This window comes from Acrocarpospora catenulata, from assembly GCF_018476525.1.
GTDB lineage: Bacteria > Actinomycetota > Actinomycetes > Streptosporangiales > Streptosporangiaceae > Acrocarpospora > Acrocarpospora catenulata.
Window position 1 is genome coordinate 50,436 of the sequence record NZ_JAHCST010000043.1, and the last position, 18,401, is coordinate 68,836.

21 protein-coding genes and 1 tRNA gene are annotated in these 18,401 nt (G+C 67.5%); 15 read left to right on the forward strand and 7 right to left on the reverse strand.

Annotation, left to right across the window (positions count from 1 at the left end; translation table 11 throughout):
• Positions 1-552 precede the first annotated feature (552 nt).
• The 5 genes from KIP79_RS32075 to KIP79_RS32095 all read left to right on the forward strand — a co-directional run bounded on the left by KIP79_RS32075 (position 553) and on the right by KIP79_RS32095 (position 3,742).
• On the forward strand, positions 553-879 hold the full coding sequence (locus tag KIP79_RS32075; protein ID WP_214108701.1) for a hypothetical protein: 327 nt from the start codon (positions 553-555) through the stop codon (positions 877-879).
• Positions 864-1,067: a hypothetical protein gene (locus KIP79_RS32080; protein WP_214108702.1), complete on the forward strand. Its 204-nt coding sequence runs from the start codon at positions 864-866 to the stop codon at positions 1,065-1,067. The genes KIP79_RS32075 and KIP79_RS32080 overlap by 16 nt, the downstream gene beginning before the upstream one ends.
• A 638-nt stretch (positions 1,068-1,705) precedes the next feature.
• Entirely contained in the window at positions 1,706-2,302 is a 597-nt protein-coding gene (locus KIP79_RS32085) for a hypothetical protein (RefSeq protein ID WP_214108703.1), read from the forward strand.
• Positions 2,303-2,428: 126 nt separating this feature from the next.
• Positions 2,429-2,848, forward strand: a complete 420-nt coding sequence (locus KIP79_RS32090) for a tyrosine-type recombinase/integrase (RefSeq protein WP_308169999.1) — start codon at positions 2,429-2,431, stop codon at positions 2,846-2,848.
• Positions 2,849-2,872: 24 nt separating this feature from the next.
• Entirely contained in the window at positions 2,873-3,742 is an 870-nt protein-coding gene (locus KIP79_RS32095; RefSeq protein ID WP_214108704.1) for a hypothetical protein, read from the forward strand.
• Between the two features lie 78 nt (positions 3,743-3,820).
• Here KIP79_RS32095 and KIP79_RS32100 read toward each other — a convergent pair.
• Together KIP79_RS32100 and KIP79_RS32105 are read right to left on the reverse strand one after the other, a co-directional pair.
• Positions 3,821-3,894: transfer RNA gene (locus KIP79_RS32100), tRNA-Pro, on the reverse strand.
• 65 nt (positions 3,895-3,959) lie between these two features.
• A complete protein-coding gene (locus tag KIP79_RS32105) occupies positions 3,960-4,862 on the reverse strand; it encodes a metallophosphoesterase (RefSeq protein WP_214108705.1) in 903 nt (300 codons plus the stop codon).
• A 94-nt stretch (positions 4,863-4,956) separates the two neighbouring features.
• On the opposite strand from KIP79_RS32105, the gene KIP79_RS32110 reads away from it, so the two are divergent.
• Complete coding sequence (locus KIP79_RS32110; RefSeq protein WP_214108706.1) at positions 4,957-5,412, forward strand: GatB/YqeY domain-containing protein; 456 nt, start codon at positions 4,957-4,959, stop codon at positions 5,410-5,412.
• A 274-nt stretch (positions 5,413-5,686) separates the two neighbouring features.
• Here the strand turns inward: KIP79_RS32110 and KIP79_RS32115 are convergent, their stop codons facing one another.
• Entirely contained in the window at positions 5,687-7,885 is a 2,199-nt protein-coding gene (locus KIP79_RS32115) for a transglycosylase domain-containing protein (protein ID WP_308170000.1), read from the reverse strand.
• Between the two features lie 320 nt (positions 7,886-8,205).
• Between KIP79_RS32115 and KIP79_RS32120 the strand changes: the two genes are divergently transcribed.
• Positions 8,206-8,502 (forward strand): WhiB family transcriptional regulator, encoded by a 297-nt coding sequence (locus tag KIP79_RS32120; protein WP_061296783.1) that lies wholly within the window; start codon positions 8,206-8,208, stop codon positions 8,500-8,502.
• 7 nt (positions 8,503-8,509) lie between these two features.
• Here the strand turns inward: KIP79_RS32120 and bagB are convergent, their stop codons facing one another.
• Both bagB and bagA read right to left on the reverse strand, forming a co-directional pair.
• Positions 8,510-9,640, reverse strand: coding sequence for an ATPase BagB (gene bagB / locus KIP79_RS32125; RefSeq protein WP_308170001.1), 1,131 nt, complete (start codon positions 9,638-9,640; stop codon positions 8,510-8,512).
• A gap of 35 nt (positions 9,641-9,675) precedes the next feature.
• Positions 9,676-10,659: an ATPase BagA gene (bagA, locus tag KIP79_RS32130; RefSeq protein WP_214108707.1), complete on the reverse strand. Its 984-nt coding sequence runs from the start codon at positions 10,657-10,659 to the stop codon at positions 9,676-9,678.
• An 80-nt stretch (positions 10,660-10,739) separates the two neighbouring features.
• Between bagA and sp36 the strand changes: the two genes are divergently transcribed.
• The 4 genes from sp36 to KIP79_RS32150 are packed head-to-tail and all read left to right on the forward strand — an operon-like array spanning position 10,740 to position 12,947.
• Positions 10,740-10,895: a Sp36 family protein gene (gene sp36, locus KIP79_RS32135; RefSeq protein ID WP_214108708.1), complete on the forward strand. Its 156-nt coding sequence runs from the start codon at positions 10,740-10,742 to the stop codon at positions 10,893-10,895.
• The gene (locus KIP79_RS32140) at positions 10,892-11,350 is read left to right on the forward strand and encodes a RidA family protein (protein WP_214108709.1); all 459 of its coding nucleotides are present in this window, start codon (positions 10,892-10,894) and stop codon (positions 11,348-11,350) included. Before sp36 ends, KIP79_RS32140 begins: the two co-directional genes overlap by 4 nt.
• Before the next feature lie 2 nt (positions 11,351-11,352).
• Complete coding sequence (locus KIP79_RS32145) at positions 11,353-12,168, forward strand: NUDIX hydrolase (RefSeq protein ID WP_214108710.1); 816 nt, start codon at positions 11,353-11,355, stop codon at positions 12,166-12,168.
• Positions 12,165-12,947, forward strand: coding sequence for an MBL fold metallo-hydrolase (locus KIP79_RS32150; RefSeq protein WP_214108711.1), 783 nt, complete (start codon positions 12,165-12,167; stop codon positions 12,945-12,947). The genes KIP79_RS32145 and KIP79_RS32150 overlap by 4 nt, the downstream gene beginning before the upstream one ends.
• On the opposite strand, the gene KIP79_RS32155 is transcribed toward KIP79_RS32150, so the two are convergent.
• Positions 12,944-13,624, reverse strand: coding sequence for a Crp/Fnr family transcriptional regulator (locus tag KIP79_RS32155; RefSeq protein WP_214108712.1), 681 nt, complete (start codon positions 13,622-13,624; stop codon positions 12,944-12,946). The two genes, KIP79_RS32150 and KIP79_RS32155, sit on opposite strands and share 4 nt — an antisense overlap.
• A 117-nt stretch (positions 13,625-13,741) precedes the next feature.
• On the opposite strand from KIP79_RS32155, the gene nth reads away from it, so the two are divergent.
• Both nth and KIP79_RS32165 read left to right on the forward strand, forming a co-directional pair.
• Positions 13,742-14,437, forward strand: coding sequence for an endonuclease III (gene nth / locus KIP79_RS32160; RefSeq protein ID WP_214108713.1), 696 nt, complete (start codon positions 13,742-13,744; stop codon positions 14,435-14,437).
• 36 nt (positions 14,438-14,473) lie between these two features.
• Positions 14,474-15,118, forward strand: a complete 645-nt coding sequence (locus KIP79_RS32165) for an NUDIX hydrolase (RefSeq protein ID WP_214108714.1) — start codon at positions 14,474-14,476, stop codon at positions 15,116-15,118.
• Here the strand turns inward: KIP79_RS32165 and KIP79_RS32170 are convergent.
• The gene (locus KIP79_RS32170) at positions 15,068-15,613 is read right to left on the reverse strand and encodes a HEAT repeat domain-containing protein (protein WP_214108715.1); all 546 of its coding nucleotides are present in this window, start codon (positions 15,611-15,613) and stop codon (positions 15,068-15,070) included. The genes KIP79_RS32165 and KIP79_RS32170 overlap by 51 nt on opposite strands.
• A gap of 110 nt (positions 15,614-15,723) precedes the next feature.
• Here KIP79_RS32170 and KIP79_RS32175 point away from each other — a divergent pair, with 110 nt between their 5' ends.
• Together KIP79_RS32175 and KIP79_RS32180 are read left to right on the forward strand one after the other, a co-directional pair.
• The gene (locus KIP79_RS32175) at positions 15,724-16,914 is read left to right on the forward strand and encodes a MarP family serine protease (protein WP_214108716.1); all 1,191 of its coding nucleotides are present in this window, start codon (positions 15,724-15,726) and stop codon (positions 16,912-16,914) included.
• Between the two features lie 204 nt (positions 16,915-17,118).
• A complete protein-coding gene (locus KIP79_RS32180) occupies positions 17,119-18,399 on the forward strand; it encodes an AAA family ATPase (protein WP_214108717.1) in 1,281 nt (426 codons plus the stop codon).
• The last annotated feature ends 2 nt before the right edge of the window (positions 18,400-18,401 follow it).

The following is an 18,401-nucleotide window of genomic DNA, read 5'->3' on the forward strand; positions in this document are numbered from 1 at the left end:
GATGCCGTGCTTTTTGATCATCCAGGTCGTTATCAGAACGGCCACGACAGCGAGGAGGATGCGTTGCCAAAGGGGTTGCGCTTGGGGTGCCCGGCGTTGCCACCGCCCTGTGATCCGGCTGAACACGCCTCCGGTATCAGCAGCATCGGCTGATGAAGCGTTGCTTCCTAGATCAGTCACGTGCTTAGCGAACACGTGTTCCGTACCGTCGTCAACTGATCCGGGATCAACGTCAGAACAGAGGAGCCGAGACCCAGGGAGGATAGTCACTCAGGTAGTCACTCGGCTCGGCCAACGAGAAAGGCCACTTGCGATGATCACAAGTGGCCTTCTAGCTGGTACTACTGGGTCGGGGTGGCGGGATTTGAACCCACGGCCTCCTCGTCCCGAAGCAAGTCCCACCAGTCGATCTAGGTCGTGCTGAGTCGAACGGGCTGCCTCTCACCTGCACGTACGCCCTGAGGGGGGCGCGCTGATCCTGAGGGAGTCGGAAGGCGTTGGCTCCCCGAAATGGCTCCCGCGGCTCCCCTCCAGGACGGGAGAGGAGACTCGATGTCCAATGAGATCAACTGCGATAGCGCACCCGTCCCGGACGACCTGTTCTACGAAGACGCCTCGGTCCTTGTGTGGTTTCCCTTGACCGACGACGTTGCGCGTGATCGCGGCGCATGGTCGTGGCTGCCCGGCTCGATCATCGGGCGATGCGGACCGGACGAATGGCATGTGCTGGTCGAGGTGCCGGCGCTTGCCGTACCTGGCCCGTCCGTACCGACCGGCGATGCTCCCGAGAACCTGCTCTACCCCGTGTGCTTCCGTGACGCGAGCGAACTGCGTCCGCTCACGGAGACCGAGTGGGAGCAGGCATGCCGTCGATGGTGATCCTGGATGCCAGCCGTCGCGGCCGGCATGTACCGGGGTTGGCCAAGTGGAGTCTCGGCGTGGGCATCGTGGCCACGGTCGGAGCCAACGTGGCGCACGGCATGAACCACGACATCGTGGGCATCCCGTTGCGGTGCAACCATCGCCAGCGGCGGATGGATGATCGGAGACAACCCACCTCTGAGTAAGCAACATGAGGTCTGTGTGCATACGGTCCGGCGCGCGGTGTGGATGCTACGGGAAGTGGGCTGGGTAATTTCCTGTGGACCGCGCGGGACCTTCGTGGCGCCCCCGGACCAGTGGCCCGATCCGGGAGTGTGGCGCAAGACGATAGCGGTCGCGAGCAGTGCCGACACACCACGGGAAGAGTCGGATTTAAATCCGCGCGATGCGTCGGGTGGGGTGTCCACGCAGACTGGAAGAGAACCTTGGGTGAGGCCCGAATAAGCCTCCGGCAGGGCTGCTTTAGGTCACCGCTCAAGCAGCCCTGCCGGAGCTGTACCCGATTCAGCGGTCATTGAACTATTCCGCTGAGATAACCTCACTGCGACCTGAACCCCGGTTTCGGGTTATCCCCGCTGCACAGGGATCCTGCGGCCCGAAAACGCTTCGGGCCTGTTCACGGCGACCCGGAGGCGGGGACGAAGATCGATTTACGGCTGTCACGCCTAGGGAACAAGCTGCCATGCAATTTGTTGCAAGGTGGCCGCAATTGGCAAAGCTTGATCAACCTCCAAGAATCGGTCCAACGGGTCGCTCGATGAAGACGATCACGGTCGTCGTCTGAAGGTGGGTTGATTTCGTGCCCAAATCTTCGGGAGGAAACATGAAGGGCTGGAAAAGGGCTGTCGCTGCCATCAGCGGAATTTTCCTGGCCGGCGGGCTGGTCGTGGGCACCTCCGCCCCGGCCTCAGCGGAAACCAGGATGCTGGAGGGCATCAAGTACCTGGGCATTTACGAGCAGGCCTACAAGACGTGGAACTGCCCGTATGGATGGGCGCTGACCCAGAGTCCGATCATCACGGTTTCCGCCAACGTCACGTGGTGGGACCTGAAATACTTCAACGACTATAACTCCTTCAGGGTTGTCGCTTCCAACAGCAGTCGGACAAGTCCGGGCCAGATTACGGCAAGTTACTGGTGCACCAACTCGTACATCTGGCTGGAACAATCGATAACGATTCCCGCAGCGAAGAAAGTGCATTTTCCGTCTACCGCTGCCGCCGAGCTGAACTGCCCCTCGGATCAGCCGAAACTCGGCGCTGAACCTCAGGTCTCTCCCTCGCCTCCGGACGGGGTCACATGGAGATGGGAGAAGGCCTGGAACCAAACCGACTACGTGAAGGTGTTCTTCACGAACTCTTTGGACAAGGATATGAGCTTTAATTTCACCATATCCTGCCTGGCACAGTTCAGAGGCTGAGGTCTGTTCGTTGGTGAGCCAAACCCGCCCGTACCGCCGCACGTGGCTGTGTGGCGCTCCGTACGGGCAGGAGGTGACACCAAGACGCGGAAGTCCCGTCGGACGCTCGCTCTGCCCACGTGCTGCGTGAATGCACTCCACCAGCAGAAGGAACAGCAGGACGAGGAGCGGGAAGCGGCGGGGAAGAACTGGAAAGAGAACGGCCTAGTGTTCGCGTCCAAGGTCGGCACGGCGATCGATCCCTCCCACGTCCGGCGCGACTTCCGGAATGCCATCAAGGACACGGAAGGGGTGGACCCGGCAGATTGGACGCCCCGAGCGCTGCGGCACAGCTTCGTCTCGCTGCTCTCGGACAACGGCCTGCCCCTGGAGGAGATCTCCCGCCTCGTCGGCCACAGCAGCACGGCCGTCACAGAGGCCGTCTACCGCAAGCAGATCCGCCCAGTCCTCCAGCCGGAGCCGTGGCTATGGATCGCATCTTTGACACGTCTGATCAGTGAGGATACGAGCTCAGGGGCCGTTCCGATCTTTGTGGATGGCCCTTGATCCGCTCCTGTTTATGCTCCCTCCATGCCAAATCGATTCGACCTCCCCGCCGATCTCGCTGCTGGCGTGCGGGACAAGGACAGTGGTTGGACGTTCATACGGCGCTTCGCTGAAGCCTGGATGACTCCGCTCGGAGACGAAGACGGTTACAGCGAGGAGGAGTTGAACGCCGCTGAGCGGCGGTTGAGCCTCAAGCTCCCGGCTGCGCTGCGCGAGGCATACACGCTCTTCGGCCGACGTGACGATCTGTGCAGGACCATGCACTCTCTCGAGTCCCCGACCGAGCTTTATGTGGATGAGCATGCCGGATTGCTCGTCTATCACGTGGAGAATCAAGGGGGATGGGTATGCGGTATCCGGCTCACGGATACGGGCCTGGACGATCCACCCGTGGTTCACTTGCCGAGCTGCGGTGACAACGACCATCCTCGGACCGGAATCGCGTGGTTCGAGCGGCTCTCCACCGACTGCATTGAGATCGTTCTGACCGAGACCCTCCACAGTGACGAGAGTCCCTACAGCACGCACGGTCAGGTCTTCAACGAAGACAAGCCCCTCAGCATGCACGGCGAATTGCTCACGGAGGACATCGCCGAACTGGAGCGCCGGTTCACGCCGTTGGCGCTTCCGTCGTACCCCATCGAACAGTGGCCGTGCACGCCTGGTAGCCGCTGGTACATGGGCGATGACGTGATCCTGTGCCTGGAGCTCTTCCCCGACTTCGGCGAATACGAGTATCTGAGGGGTCCCTGGGACCGGCCATGGAGCCGAGCGGGTCTCGGTATTCGGGGTCGGACCCCTGAGGCCGTCAACGCCGTACGCGAGACCTTGCCCCAAGAGTGGTTCCACTGGGAGTGGCGCCAGCCGGAGGACCCTTACCCCCCAAAGCCGTAGTCACTCAGTTGGGCACTCAGCCAATGAGAAAGGCCACTTGCGATGATCGCAAGTGGCCTTCTAGCTGGTACTTCTGGGTCGGGGTGGCGGGATTTGAACCCACGGCCTCTTCGTCCCGAACGAAGCGCGCTGCCAAGCTGCGCTACACCCCGGTGCGTTGGGCGATTGCCCTGCGCCTCGGAAAGTCTAGCGGACTTTGGGGGTGGTTGCGTCCTCGTTAGTGGGTGGGTCGGCGGGGGACCAGGGTGAGGAGGGTCGCTTCGGGGGGGCAGGCGAAGCGGGCGGGGGCGTAGGGGGAGGTGCCGAGGCCGGCGGAGACGTGGAGCCAGGCGGCGTCGTGGCGGGAGAGGCCGCGGACCCGGGCCCGGTCGATGCCGCAGTTGGTGACCAGGGCGCCGTAGAAGGGGATGCAGAGCTGGCCGCCGTGGGTGTGGCCGGCGAGGAGGAGTTGGTAGCCGTCCTGGGCGAATTTGGTCATGTTGCGCGGCTCGGGAGAGTGCATGACGCCCAGGCGCAGGTCGGCTTCGGCGGGCGCGGGGCCGGCGATGTGCTCGTAGCGGTCGCGGTCGATGTGTGAGTCGTGGATGCCGCCGACGTGCACGTCGAGGTGGGCGACCTTGAGGCGGGCGGTGGTGTTGTTCAGGTCCAGCCACCCGGCGGAGGTCATCGCGGCGCCGAGCTCCTCCCACGGCAGGTCGGGCATGTTCCGTTGGGAGTCGCCCTTGGAGGTACGCCACAGGTACCGGGCCGGGTTCTTGAAATGCGGCGAGTAGAGGTCGTTGGACCCGTACACGAACAGGCCGGGGCGGTCGAGCAGTGGCTCGACGGCGCGCATGTACGCGGGGATGGCGTCCGCGTGGGCGAGCGTGTCGCCGGTGTTGACCACCAGGTCGGGTTCCAGACCGGCCAGCGAGCGCACCCAGTTGATCAGGCGGGTCCGGCCGGGGGTCAGGTGCAGGTCGGAGATCTGCAGGATCCGGACCGGCCGTTGTCCCGGCGCCAGCACCGGCACGTCGAAGCGCCGCAGCCGGAACCAGTTGCGCTCCAGGACGGAGGCGTACCCGATCCCGGCTACGCCGAGGCCGAGCAGGGACAGGGGTACCGCGACAGCTTTGCGCATCCCCTCATCATGCCCGACCCCGCACGGTGCTCCCGGCACTACGCCGGGAATAACGCAGGCGAGATCGTGGGGCCGGACACGGCAAGATAGACGCATGAGTGCTTTGAAAGACAAGTTGAAGGCCGACCTCGCGGCCTCGCTGAAGGCCCGGGACGAGGTTCGGCTGCGCACGGTCCGGATGGCTCTCGCCGCGATCAACGTCGAGGAGGTGTCGGGCGCGGCCGCCCGGGAGCTCTCCGACGACGAGATCATCAAGGTTCTCACCAAGGAGGCCAAGAAGCGGAAGGAAGCCGCGGAGGCGTTCGCCGGGGCTGGCCGGGCCGAGCAGGCGCAGGCCGAGCTGGACGAGCGGGCGGTCCTGGATGAGTACCTTCCGGCGCAGCTCTCCGACGAGGAGCTCTACGCGCTGGTCGACGAGGCCATCGCGGCCACCGGCGCGTCCGGGCCGCAGGCCATGGGCCAGGTCATGAAGGCGGTCACGCCGAAGATCGACGGCCGCGCCGAGGGCGGCCGCGTCGCCAAGGCCGTCCGTGCCCGCCTGACCAGTTGATCATCCAGGCTGTTCGTGCCGGCCTGGCCGGTTGATCATCCAGGTTGTCCATGCCGGCCTGGCCGGTTGATCAACCAGGCCGTCCGTGCCGGCGACCGATCGGTAATCCAGGGTTGTCCGAGCCGACCTGACCGGTTGATCAACCAAGCCGGTTCCGATCACGTCGGGCGCCCTGGACGGTCGGTGGCGACCGGCGATGACCGGCGACGGTCGGTGATGAGAAAACGAGAACGGGTCCCCCGCTCGATGGAGGACCCGTTCTGTGTTCGGGAGGCTACTGGCCGTCGATCGGGACGGTTATGCCGTCGCCGCCGCCGTTCCCGCCTCCCCCGCCGTTGCCGCCACCGTTGCCATTGCCGTTCCCGTTGCCATTGCCGCCCCGGTCGTTTCCGTTGCCCTCCGGCTTCGGCTTGGGCTTGGGGGCGCAGAAGCCGGGCGAGCACCCGCCGAACTCCGACATGTCGATCGCCGTGAACCGCGTGGCGGGCACCTTCTTGAGCGCGCCCAGCATGGTTTCCTTCCAGATCGGGCCGGAGATCGAGGCCCCGTACACGTACGGGTAGTACCGTCCGCCGATCTTCACCCCGGTCAGGTCGTACCGGAAGGCCCCGCGCGGGTCGCCGATGCTGACGGCCGAGGCCAGGTTCGGGGTGTATCCGGCGAACCAGGCGGCGGTGTAGCCGTCGGTGGTGCCGGTCTTGCCGGCCGCGTCCCGGCCGATGCCGCCGACGCCGCTCATGGTGCCCTTGGTGAACACCCCGGACAGGATGTGGCTGGCCGCGTCCGCGACCTTCTGGTCCAGCACCTGCTTGCAGTCCGGCTTGTACGGCGTGGCCTTCCCGTTCCGGTCCACGATCTCGGTGATCACCATCGGCGCGCAGTACTTGCCCCGGGCGCCCAGCGTCGCGTACGCGTTGGCCACCGTCACCGGGTCCATCTCGTTCACCCCGAGTGTGAACGTCGGCACCTCGGCGAGCTTGCCGCCGTCGGCCCGCTTGATCCCCAGCTTCTGGGCCGTCTTCACGACCTTGCAGAGCCCGACGTGCTCCTCCAGCTTCATGAAGAAGGTGTTGACCGAGCCCCAGGTCCCGGTCTCCAGGGTCCTGAACCCGCCGCCGCCCTCGCTGGAGTTGCGCACCTCGTGCGTCTCACCGGAGCGCAGGCCCTTGCAGTCCCGGAACGGCGTGTGCGCGTTGTCGGGGATGGCGTAGCCGGCGCCGGTGCTGAACCCGTCGCCCAGCCGCATGCCCTCGTCCAGTGCGGTGACCAGCGTCATCACCTTGAACGTGGATCCGGCCTGGAACCCGGTGCCGCCGCCGTGCACGACGTCCGCGGCCAGGTTGTAGCTGATCTCGTTCTTCTTCTTGTTGTCGCCGAACTTGCGGCTGGCGGACAGCGCCTTGATGGCCCCGGTGCCGGGCTCGACCAGGGCCTCGGCGGCGACCTGCATGTCGGACGGGAAGACATACTTCTTGATCGCCTTGTCGGCGGCCTTCTGCATGTCCCGGTCGAGGGTGGTCCGGATGGTCAGCCCACCCCGGTTGAGGAACTCCCGCCGAGCCTTCTCGGTCTTGCCGAACTCGTCGTTGGTCAGGATCTCGTTCTGCACGTACATGCAGAAGTAGGGGAACTCGCTCTCCTCGCACCCGCCGGGGATCTTCTTCCCGAGGTAGCCGAGCTTCTGGGCCTTGGCCTCGGCCGCCTCCTGGGTCGTGATGACCTTCAGCTGGGCCATGCGGTCGAGCACCACGTTCCGCCGGTTCAGCAGCGCCGCCCGGTACTCCTTGCCCCGGTTCGGGTCGGTCGCGCTGGGGTTCTGCACGGCGCCCGCCAGCGTGGCCGCCTCGTGCAGGCTCAGCTCGGAGGCGTGCTTGCCGAAGAACCGCTTGGAGGCCGCCTCGATCCCGTACGCGCTGGCCCCGAAGTAGGAGATGTTCAGATAGCGGTTGAGAATCTCGTCCTTGGAGTACTTGTTCTCGATCGCCATCGCGTAGCGGATCTCGTTGAGCTTTCGCGCGTACGTGGCCTCGATGGCCTTCAGCTGGTCTTCCTCGGTCTCGGCCGAGTTGAAGATGACCAGCTTGACGTACTGCTGGGTGATCGAGGAGCCGCCCTGGACCACGCCGCCGCCGAAGAAGTTCTTGGTGAAGGCGCGGATGGTGCCCTCCACGTCGAGGGCGCCGTGCTCCTTGAAACGGAAGTCCTCGATGGCGATGATCGCCTTCTGCATGATCGGTGCGATCTTCTCGAGCGGCACCGACTCGCGGTTCTGGTAGTAGAACTGGGCGATCTGCCGCCCGGAGGCGTCCAAAAGCCGGGTCTTCTCCGGCAGCGGGGGCTCGTTGAGCTCCTCCGCCTCGATCCGGAGGGCCGAGACCCCCGACTTGGCCGTCACTCCGGCGCCGCCGACCGCGGGCAACGCTATGGCCGCTGCGAGCACGCCGGCGGCACCGGCCGCCACCAGCAGTCGCACGAGGGCCGCCAGCTTGCCGCCTATTCCCCGCGGGCGATCCCCCCCGCTTGCCTTAGCTTTGCCTTGAGCTTGCACGAAACCAAGCGTACGTCGAACCAAGGACTCAATCGGTACCAAAACCACCACGCCGCTTTACCCACCCCCAGGGTGACTAGTCATTCCCGGACATTCGCCGGTCGTAAATTTGGTCCTCGCGGGTCTGTCACCGCCAAGCCCCCGTTGCGTACGTTCTCCTCTGCGGCAACTGAATAAGGAGGCTCGGCGACCGCGCCCGTCGGCCCCGAAGTCACGACTGACCACCTAAGGGGAGTGGGGTCGAAATGTGGATCACGGATTGGACCTCCCGTGCCGCCTGTCGAGGTGCGGATCCTGACGCTCTGTTCGTGCAGGGCGCCGCACAGAATCGGGCGAAGCTGATCTGTCGAGGATGCCCTGTCCGTACCGAATGCCTCGCCGATGCGCTGGACAATCGCATCGAGTTCGGGGTATGGGGCGGCATGACTGAGCGGGAACGGCGAGCGCTACTGCGTCGCCGCCCCGACGTCGACTCCTGGCGGGATCTGCTGGAGTTGGCCAAGGAAGAGTACGAGCGCACCAACGAGCTCATCGCGGGCTGACGGCGCTCTACCGAGAGCCGAGGAGTTCCCCGATCTGGCGCAGACCAGCCAGATCGTGAACGTCCTCCGACATCGCGGGCACCTGGGAAATCGGCACTGTGGGGTGGGCCGAGGTGAAGTGCTCCTGTTCCCGGTGCTCGCGCGCGGCGAGCTGCATCCGTCCGGCGTGCAACCGCAGCACGGCGGCGGTCAGCTCGTGCTCACCACGTGACTCCAGGTCCTCCGCGGCGGCAGTGCTGCGCGCCGCGGACAGGGCCGGAGCCGGGGAGCGGTGCACGCGGTTGACCACGAGTCCGGCCAGTGGCATGCGCTCCTCGGCCAGGCGGTCCACGAAGTAGGAGGCCTCCCGCATCGCGTCCCGCTCCGGCGCGGCCACCACCACGAACGCGGTGCCGGGCGCCTGGAGCAGTCGGTAGGTCTGTTCGGCGCGCTGCCGGAACCCGCCGAACAGCGCGTCCAGGGCCGACACGAAGGTCTGGATGTCCTTGAGCACCTGTGCGCCGAGCACCTTGGTGAGCACCCCGGCGACCAGGCCGAACCCGGCGTTCAGCAGCTTGAACGCGCTTCGCCCGCCGGCCTTGGCCGGCGCCAGCAGGATGCGGATGAGCCGCCCGTCCAGGAAGCGGCCGAGCCGCTCCGGCGCGTCCAGGAAGTCCAGCGCGGAGCGGGACGGCGGGGTGTCCACGATGATCAGGTCCCACTCGCCGGACCGGCGCAGCTGGCCCAGCTTCTCCATCGCCATGTACTCCTGGGTGCCGGAGAAGCTGGAGGAGAGCGACTGGTAGAAGGGGTTGCCGAGGATCTGTTTGGCCCGTTCCGGGTCGGCGTGCGCCTCGATGATCTCGTCGAAGGTGCGCTTCATATCCAGCATCATGGCGTGCAATCGCCCGCTGCCTTGGATGTCGTTGATCGGGCGTGGCGTGTTGTCCAGCGAGGTCAGCCCCATGGACTGGGCCAGCCGCCTGGCCGGGTCCACGGTCAGCACCACCACATTGCGGCCCCGTTCCGCGGCGCGCAGGCCGAGCGCGGCGGCGGTGGTGGTCTTGCCCACCCCGCCGGAGCCGCAGCAGACCACGATCCGGGTGTTCTCGTCGTCCAGGATCGCGTCCAGGTCCAGCGCGGGGGCGCTCCGGGTCACGATCGTCTCCTTGGGGGCTGTGCCGGGGTGGGGGATCACGCCGCACCCTGGCTTCTGATGGACTCGGCCAGCTCGTACAGCCCCGCCAGGTCGGCGCCGTCGGCCAGCAGGGGCAGTTCGTAGCGTTTGGTGCCGGAGCCGGCCAGCGCCTCCTGCTCCCGCAGCTCCAGCTCGGTACGGCTGGCGTGCTCGGCCACCTCCTGGGCCAGCTGCTCGGCGAAGGCGGAGGCGTCCGCCGTGCCGTCGGCCAGACCGGCGGCCTTCAGGCCCAGGATGAGCTCGGACAGGTCGACAGGGGCGCGCAGCGCGGGGTCGGTGGGGCGGAGCATGTTCACGAAGATGCCGCCCACCGGGAGCTTGGCGGCGCGCAGCTCGGCCAGCCCGTCCAGGGTCTCCTGGACCGGCATCTCCTCCAGCAGGGTGACGAAGTGCACCGCGGTCTCGGGGGAGGCCAGCACCCCGCGGACCATGTCGGCGTGCGCCTTGACCGGGCCCACCCTGGCCAGCCCCGCGACCTCGTGGGTGACGTTGAGAAAGCGGGCGATCCGGCCGGTGGGCGGGGCGTCCATGACCACCGCGTCGTACACCCGCTTGCCGGCGCGGTCCCGCCGCCGGACCGCCTCGCTGGTCTTGCCGGTGACCAGCACGTCCCGCATGCCGGGGGCGATGGTGGTGGCGAAGTCGACCACGCCGATCTTGGTGAGGGCCTTGCCCATGCGCTTGAGGCCGTAGAACAGCTCAAGGTAGTCGAGCATGGCCTCTTCCGGGTCGATGGCCAGCGCGAACACGTCCCCGCCGCCCGGGGCCACCGCGATCTTGCGTTCCTCGTACGGCAGCGGCGGGAGGTCGAAGACCTGGGCGATCCCCTGGCGGCCCTCCACCTCCACCAGCAGCACCTTCCGGCCGCCGGCGGCCAGCGCGAGGGCCAGCGCGGCGGCGACGGTGGTCTTCCCCGTGCCGCCCTTGCCGGTGACGACGTGGAGTCTGACCCCATCCCAGTCGGTGTCACGAGATCTCACACCCGAAGGCTACCCAACGGTCACTTTCTGATTCGCCCAGGGCGGCGGCGTGGCAGGTGTCACAGATAGCATCAGGCCTCATGACCAAGTGGGAGTACGTGACGGTGCCTTTGCTGACGCACGCCACGAAGCAGATTCTGGACAACTGGGGCGAGGACGGCTGGGAGCTGGTGTCCGTGATTCCCGGGCCCAACCCCGAGCAGCTCGTCGCGTACATGAAGCGAGCCAAGGGATGAACCCCGACAAGCGCCTGGCGGAGCTCGGGCTGAGCCTGCCCGAGGTGGTGGCGCCGCTGGCCGCCTACGTGCCGGCGGTGCGGACCGGGAACCTCGTGTACACCTCCGGCCAGCTGCCGATGTCCGGCGGGGAACTGGTGGCCACCGGCAAGGTGGGCGCCGAGGTCACCCCCGAGCGGGCCGCGGAGCTGGCGCGGCTGTGCGCGCTCAACGCGCTGGCCGCGGTGCGGTCGCTGGTGGGCGACCTGTCGCAGGTGGTGCGCATCGTCAAGGTGGTGGGTTTCGTGGCCAGCGCGCCGGACTTCACCGGCCAGCCGCAGGTGGTCAACGGCGCCAGCGAGCTGCTCGGCGAGGTGTTCGGCGAGGCGGGACAGCACGCCCGCAGCGCGGTCGGCGTGGCGGTCCTGCCCAAGGACGCGCCGGTCGAGGTGGAGCTGATCGCCGAGGTGCGCTGACCATGGACATTCCGCTTCCTGAGGAGCTCGCGCGGCGGGCCAGGGATCTGCGGGCGGGGCTGGTGCGGCCGGTGCCGGCCAGGGACGCGGCCACCGTGGTGCTGCTCAGGGATGATCCGCTCCGGGTGTACCTGCTCCGCCGCCGGACCTCGATGGCCTTCGCGGCCGGGGCCTGGGTGTTCCCTGGCGGTTCCGTGGACGCCTCGGAGCAGGCGGACTCCTGGGCCGGTCCTTCGCCCGCCGAGTGGGCCGTCATGCTGGGCGCCGACGAGCGGACCGCGCGCGGTCTGGTCTGCGCCGCCGTACGGGAGACCTTCGAGGAGTCCGGGGTGCTGCTGGCCGGGCCGACCCCCGGCACGGTGGTGGCGGACACCACCGGCTGGGAGGCCGAGCGGGAGGCGGTGATCGCCAGGACCCTGCCGTTCGGGGAGTTCCTGAACGGCGAGGGCCTGGTGGTCCGGTCGGACCTGCTCAAGCCGTGGGCGCACTGGATCACCCCGGAGCTGGAGCCGCGCCGGTTCGACACCCGGTTCTTCGTGGCGGCGTTGCCGCCCGAACAGGAGACCAGGGACGTCGGCGGCGAGGCGGACGCGGTGGCCTGGATGCGGCCGGCCGAAGCCCTGGACGCGGCAAATTCCGGGAAGATTTTCCTGATGCCACCGACAATCCATACTCTGACGGAGATGGCTGCCTTTGACACGATCGCTGGCGTCTTCGCCAACGATCAGAAGATTGTCACCTTCATGCCGCAGGTGGTGGAAGTGCACGGAGAGATGCGGCTGGACGTGTCGCGGACCGACTACCGGAGGCCCCGATGAGCGGCCTGTTCCTGCCGATCGACGGCTCCGGCACGGCCAGCGCCACCAACGTCCTGGCCCCCAACGCCTCCCCGATGACCCTGGACGGCACCAACACCTGGGTGCTCGGCCAGGGGGAGTCGGTGCTGGTGGTGGATCCGGGACCGGACGACGAGGGGCACCTGCGCCGGGTGGTGGAGCTGCTCGGCGAGCGCCGGGTGGCCGCCATCCTGCTCACCCACGGGCACCAGGACCACAGCGGCGGGGCCGCGATGTTCGCGGACCTGGTCGACGCCCCCGTCCGGGCGCTCGATCCGCGCCACCGGCTGGGCGAGGAGGGGCTGTCCGACGGTGACGTGCTCACCGTGGACGGGCTGGAGGTCCGGGTGCTCGGCACCCCCGGCCACTCGTTCGACTCGCTCTGCTTCTGGCTGCCGGCCGACCGGGCGTTGCTCACTGGGGACACCATCCTCGGGCGGGGCACCACGGTGATCGCCTCCGACGGCGACCTGGGGGACTACCTGCGGAGCCTGGACCTGCTCCGGGCGACGGCGGAACTGGCCGAGGCCGAGGCGCTGCTGCCGGGGCACGGGCCGATCCTGCCCGATCCGGTCGGCACGCTGGAGGAGTACATCGCGCACCGGCGCACCCGGCTGGAACAGATCAGACAGGCCATCCGGGCGGGCGCCAAGGACGTGCCGCAGATCGTGGAGATGGTCTACGCGGACGTGGACCGCAGCCTCTGGCCGGCCGCGGAGATGTCGGTGGCCGCGCAGCTCAACTACCTGAAGACGCTCTAGCGCGACCGGTTGTGCAGCCGGTCCATGTCCATGATCACCACGGCCTTGGCCTCGATGCGCAGCCAGCCGCGCCCGGCGAAGTCGGCCAGCGCCTTGTTGACCGTCTCCCGGGACGCGCCGACCAGCTGGGCCAGCTCCTCCTGGGTGAGGTCGTGGTGCACCCGGATCCCGTCGTCCACCTTCTGACCGAAACGCTCGGCCAGGTCGAGCAGCGCCTTGGCCACCCGTCCCGGCACGTCGGTGAAGACCAGGTCGGCCAGCACGTCGTTGGTCCGGCGGAGCCGCTGGGCCAGCGCGCGGAGCAGGTGGAGCGCCACCTCGGGGCGACCGGTCAGCCAGGGGCGCAGGTCGTCGTGGCCCAGGCCGGCCAGCTTGACGTCGGTGAGGGCGATGGCGGAAGCCGTACGGGGCCGGGGGTCGAACAGGGAGAGTTCGCCGAACATCTCGCCAGGGCCGAGCACGCTGAGCAGGTTCTCCCGGCCGTCTGGAGCGGTCCTGGCGAGCTTGATCTTGCCTTCCAGCACCACGTACAGGGTGGAGCCGGTCTCGTTCTCGCTGAAGAGGGTCTGGCCCTTGCTGAGGGCCACTTCGGTGACGCTGGTCTTCAGGGCCGCGGCGCTTTCCCGGTCAAGCGCGGAGAAAAGGGGCGCCCTGCTCAGTACGTCTTCAGTGCTCACGGTGCCTCCTTCGCTGTGCTCGCGCGTCCGAGGGTCGGGGTGGCCGGAGGTCCCGGGGGATCTCCGTGCTAGCCATTGTGACCTACCGCATCCGCGTAGGCTTACGGGGTGCCCCAGATGGAGTCCCGGTTAGCTCTTGTCCGCCGCGCGCGCCGGATCAACCGAATCCTGGCGGAAACCTATCCTGACGCCCATTGCGAACTCGACTTCGGCAACCCGCTGGAGCTGCTGGTCGCAACAATCCTATCGGCGCAGTGTACGGACAAAAGGGTAAATATGGTGACCCCTGTCCTCTTTGCGAAGTATCGAACCGCAGCAGACTACGCGGCGGCCGACCGGGAGGAGCTGGAAGGGATCATCAGGACCACCGGCTTCTTCCGGGCCAAGACCAACAGCATCATGGGCATGGCCCAGGTGCTCTGCGACCGGTACGGCGGCGAGGTGCCCGGCAAGCTCAAGGATCTGGTCACCCTGCCAGGGGTCGGCAGGAAGACCGCCAACGTGGTGCTCGGCAACGCCTTCGGGGTGCCCGGGCTGACGGTGGACACCCACTTCCAGCGGCTCACCCGCCGGTTCGGCTGGATCGACGAGACCGACCCGGTGAAGATCGAACACGCGGTGGGCACGCTCATCCCCAAGGCCGAGTGGACGGTCTTCTCGCACCGGGTCATCTGGCACGGCCGCCGCATCTGCCACGCCCGCAAGCCCGCCTGCGGCGCCTGCCCGCTGGCCGCCCTCTGCCCGTCGTACGGCGCGGGGCCCACCGATCCCGTGGAGGCGCGCAAACTTGTCAAGACGGGGCCCTTCTCCTGAGGGAAGCTCCGGGGCTCTGGGGGGGTTGTAGCGCACATGAACGAGGTGCCGGAGTGGCTGGTCGGGTTGGCGGCGCAAGCCGTGCGGGCTCCGGTGCCGCCGGGGTTGCGGCCGCCGCCGGAGGGCGGGCGGCCCGCCGCGGTGCTGCTGCTGTTCGGTGACGGCCCGCAGGGGCGGGACATCCTGCTGATCCAGCGGAGCAGCAACGGGCGCAACCACGCCGGGCAGCCGGCCTTCCCCGGCGGCGGCCTGGAGCCCGGGGACGACGGACCGGCCGGCGCGGCTGTCCGGGAGGCCGCCGAGGAGACCGGGCTGGACCCCGGCGGCGTCACCGTGATCGGCGCCATGCCGGAGTTATACGTCTACCGCAGCGACTACCGGGTCACTCCCGTGCTCGGCTGGTGGCACACCCCCTGCGCCGTGCATCCCGCCTCCCCGCTGGAGGTGGAGGCGGTGGAGCGGGTGCCCATCGCCGAGCTGGTCGACCCGGCCAACCGGCTGCAACTGCGCCACCCCAGCGGCTTCGCCGGGCCGGCCTTCCGGGTGCGCGGCCTGCTGGTCTGGGGGTTCACCGCCGGGGTGCTGGACGGCGTGCTGAGCGCCTCCGGCCTGGCCGGGCCCTGGGACCGGTCACGGGTCGAGGACCTGCCGCCGGACGTCATCCGGCTGGCCGCACGTTAGCGTGAGCCCGAGCGTGGCCCAGTCGGCCACGTCGTCGTCCGGGTCCCTGGCCAGGCGCTTGAGTGCGGCCAGGCCGGTCGGGTCGGCGGGGCGGCCGATCACGTTGGGCAGCGCGTAGGCGGCGCCGTACCGGACGGTGGCGTCGTCGTGTGTGCAGAGGTCGATCACCGACGGGAGGGCGCGCGGGTCGCGCAGGTGGCCGAAGGCGATCAGGACCGAGTAGAGGACGCGCGGATCCTCCTCGCTGGCCGCCAGGTAGCGCAAGATCGGAATGGTCTTGTCGGTGAACGGCCGATCCCGGCCGAGTTCGCCGAGAATGTCCACTCCGAGAACCCGTTCGGTGGCCGTCGCGCCCGCGCACAACCGGCGCGCCGCGGTGAAAGTCTCCAGGTCACCGCGTTGTTGCAGGGTCGCGATGGCCTGCCACCGGCTGGGCCCGTCCGGGTCGTCGTCGGCCAGTGCGGCCTGGATAAGCTCGTCAACAGGTGCCCCCATGGCGTCACGATATAGCGGAGAGCTCGAAGAACACGTGCACGCGCGGGTGTGCCGCTGGATACCGTGTAGTGGGGGTGGCGAGGCCGGTCCGATAGGGGTGGAATACAGGCGTGCAAGGCGATGTGCTGGATCTCATCCTGATCGGCCTGGTGCTGGCCTTCGCCGTGTCCGGTTACCGGCAGGGATTCATCATCGGCGCCTTCAGCTTCGTCGGGTTCATCGGCGGGGCCCTGGTAGGGATCTTCATCGCGCCGCCCATCGCGGGGGCGATCGTCAGCGGGGACACCGAGAAGGCCCTGCTGGCCATCGTGATCGTGTTCTTGGCGGCCACCATCGGGCAGTTCGCCTCCTCCACCATCGGCGCCGTGGTGCGCAGCCACGTCACCTGGGACTCCGCCAAGATGGTGGACGCCTGCGGCGGCTCGCTGGCCAGCGGACTGCTGGTGCTGGTCTTCGCCTGGCTGATCGGCTCGCTGCTGATCTCCACCAACCTGACCCTGCCGCGGCAGCAGGTCAACAACTCGCTCTTACTGAAGTCCATGGACCAGGCGATGCCGACCGCGGTGAAGGATCTGACCCGCGGTTTTCGTGACTTCGTGGACGCTTCCGAGTGGCCCGAGGTGTTCACCGCCATCGGCGGGCACCAGGTGGTGGACGTGCCGGCCCCCGACGAGAGCATCGTCAACGACCCCCGGCTGGTCCGCGCCCGGCGGGCCATCGTCAAGGTCCAGGGCACCGCGCCCAGCTGCCGCAAGAGCATCGAGGGCACCGGCTTCGTCTACGCCCCGCACCGGATCATGACCAACGCGCACGTGGTGGCCGGGGTCACCCAGGAGCTCCGGGTCACCGACTACACCGGCACCGTGCACCAGGCCCGCGTCGTGCTCTACAACCCCGACCGCGACATCGCCATCCTGTACGTGTCCTCCTTCGACGTCGCCCCCCTCAAGTTCGACATCACCGCCCAGTCCAAGGACGACGCGATCATCGCGGGCTTCCCCAAGGGCCACGGTTTCACCATCAAACCCGCCCGGATCCGGGTGAAGCAGCGCGCCGAGTCCTCCGACATCTACAACGACCACAAGGTCGACCGCGAGGTCTACGCCATCCGCGGCCTGGTCCAGCCCGGCAACTCCGGCGGCCCCCTGCTCACCCCGGAAGGCCGCGTCTACGGCGTCATCTTCGCCGCCGCCACCGACCAGAAGGACACCGGCTACGCCCTCACCGCGGAAGAGGTCCGCACCGACGCCGAGGACGGCAGCGCCGCCGTCGCCCGCGTCGACACCCAGCAGTGCGACTAGGTTCGTGTCCCTGGCAGCTGTCTGAAGGCATTTATCCGCTATGAAGCATCTGGAGCGGTCTTGGGACGATTGCGCCCTCGCTAGCCACGTGGGTGCATGCTTCCTGCAGACAGAGGCGCATTCTCGTTAGATTTTGACGGAACGGGGGCTATGCTGGCAGTGCGGGCGTCGGTAGAAGGATGCCCCCCGGGAAGGGGATGCCCTGTGCTGATCCGCTTCGAGGTGGCGAACTTCAGATCGATACTCGATGCCGTAGAGCTGTCCATGGTGGCCATTGATCGGGATCGGGACGCGGCCCGCCCGATACCGAACCTCGGCGAGAGCCTGCTGCCCGTGGCGGCGATCTTCGGCCCGAACGCATCGGGTAAATCCAATATCATCGCCGCGCTGACTTGGTTGCGAACCGCGGTACGCGACTCCCTGCGCTTCTGGGATGACGAGATCCCGGTCGAGCCGTTCGCTTTTTCCGCGGGTGAACATCGACCCTCCGAATTCGCCGTCGAGTCCGTTATATCGGGCGTGCGCTTCGAGTATCTGCTCGAACTCGACCGGCGTGAGGTGGTCTATGAGGCGTTGTTCCACTACCCGGAGAAGAAGAGACGGCGAATTTTCGAGCGGGACGGCTCCGAGTTCAAGCTCCAGCGCGGACTCGGCAATCTCTCGGGGACACGGGAGTTGCTGACCCCCCGGTCGCTGGCACTGTCCATCGCGCGAAGATTTGACGAGCCCTTGGTTTCGGATTTCATCCGGAACCTGCTCGCAACCCAGACGCTGGGGCTGACGTCCCATGACAAACGCCGCCGCGACGTCGGTGCGCACCTGGCGACCACCCGATGGTTCGAAAATGATTCGGACCATGAGCAACTGTCCCTGCCGGGCCTTGAGGAACTCGATTCCCGAGCGGATCGGGCACAGGCGCTGGCCTTACTACGGCTGGCTGATCTCGGTATCGACGACGTGGTGGTCGACGAGATTCCCTACCTGGGAAGTGACAGCGGCGCGTCACTCCCGTCACGGCGGCGCAGAGTCCGCCTGGTGCACCGGCTCGCCCAGGAAACAGTGCCGTTCGAATTCAGCGCCGAGTCGGAAGGCACACGCACCTGGTACCGATTGATCGGCCCCGTTCTGGGAGCCCTGAGATCCGGTTCCCTGCTGCTGTTCGACGAACTGGACGCGAGCCTGCATCCCACGTTGTCCATGGAACTGATCCGGTTGTTCCACGATCCGTTGACCAATCCGCGGGGCGCGCAGCTGATCTTCACGTCCCATGACACCAGCCTGCTCAATCACCTCAACCGGGACGAGGTATGGCTGACCGAGAAGGCGCCGGACGGGACCACCAGGCTGGGCGCCCTGGCAGAGTTCGCCGGTGAGCGTGTCCGGAAGTCACAGAACCTGGAAAGGGCCTATCTACATGGCAGGTTCGGGGCGCTGCCGGACGCTGATCGCACGGAACTCCTGCGTGCGCTCGGACTGATCGGCTGATC